The organism is Streptomyces doebereineriae, assembly GCF_031845645.1.
In the GTDB taxonomy this organism is placed as follows: domain Bacteria; phylum Actinomycetota; class Actinomycetes; order Streptomycetales; family Streptomycetaceae; genus Streptomyces; species Streptomyces canus.
Genome location: NZ_JAVREZ010000406.1, coordinates 1 through 430, shown reverse-complemented (window position 1 = coordinate 430; position 430 = coordinate 1). Strand labels below are relative to the sequence as shown.

The following is a 430-nucleotide window of genomic DNA, read 5'->3' as shown; positions in this document are numbered from 1 at the left end:
ATACCAGGGTCCGGACCGCTCTTCCGGACCCCGGGCGCCGCTCAGCGCCCCAGCATCACCGCCACGGACGACGCCTGTGTGACCACCGCGTCCCAGCCGCCGAAGACGACCGCGAGCAGGGCCGCCAGGGGAAGCACCATCACCGTCGCCACCAAGGGGTGGCGGGTGCCGGACGGGCGGGGGGCGAAGGCGGCGTACGCCTTGCGTCCCTGGGTGCGGATCATCGTCCGCGTTGCCGTGTCCGACATGGTTCCTCTCCTGACCTGAAAGTGGAGCGACGGGCGTGTGACCTCGGGGGACGAGTGCTGCGCCCGCCGCTTGACCTCAACATTAGGTAACCGGTGAGCACGGGGCGTCATGCCCGCGTACCGAATCCCGGGCCTCCCGGAGGATGAGCCGTCGGCCGTCGGCGTACTCCCCTGGGTGGAGA

At 70.7% G+C, this 430-nt stretch carries 1 protein-coding gene; it reads right to left on the bottom strand.

The genetic code is table 11. The annotated features are described in order from the left end of the window. Nucleotides 1-41: 41 nt before the first annotated feature. Nucleotides 42-248: a hypothetical protein gene (locus tag RNB18_RS52530; RefSeq protein WP_311605505.1), complete on the bottom strand. Its 207-nt coding sequence runs from the start codon at nucleotides 246-248 to the stop codon at nucleotides 42-44. Nucleotides 249-430 lie beyond the last annotated feature (182 nt).

What these genes read in the sequence shown, in the direction of transcription:
- RNB18_RS52530 (WP_311605505.1), bottom strand. Translation starts at nt 248, where the DNA reads ATGTCGGACACGGCAACGCGGACGATGATCCGCACCCAGGGACGCAAG.